General features: G+C 56.0%; 1 pseudogene. It reads right to left on the bottom strand.

Annotated features, from left to right (window positions below):
• Nucleotides 1-257, bottom strand: a pseudogene (locus FDX22_RS31520) (efflux transporter periplasmic adaptor subunit); the annotation flags it as partial.

Genomic DNA, 257 nt, shown 5'->3' on the forward strand with positions numbered 1-257 from the left:
GTCCGCTAATGGGCGATGTCACTTTGGTGTAGGCCAGGTTAATACGTGCGCTTTCGACCGCGGCTTTTGCTGCGATTACGGAAGCATCGGCCTGGCGGGCATCAGCAATGGCCTGATCGTACTCTTGCTGGCTGATGTACTTAGTGCCTACCAGCGGAACATAACGTTTTACCGTTAAATGCGCGATAGCTGCCGCCGCTTCACTCTTTGCCAGCTCGCCTTTGGCGCTGTCATAGTCAGCCTGGTAAGTCGCGGGG

It is taken from the genome of Citrobacter sp. TBCS-14, from assembly GCF_005280805.1.
Taxonomy (GTDB): domain Bacteria; phylum Pseudomonadota; class Gammaproteobacteria; order Enterobacterales; family Enterobacteriaceae; genus Citrobacter; species Citrobacter gillenii.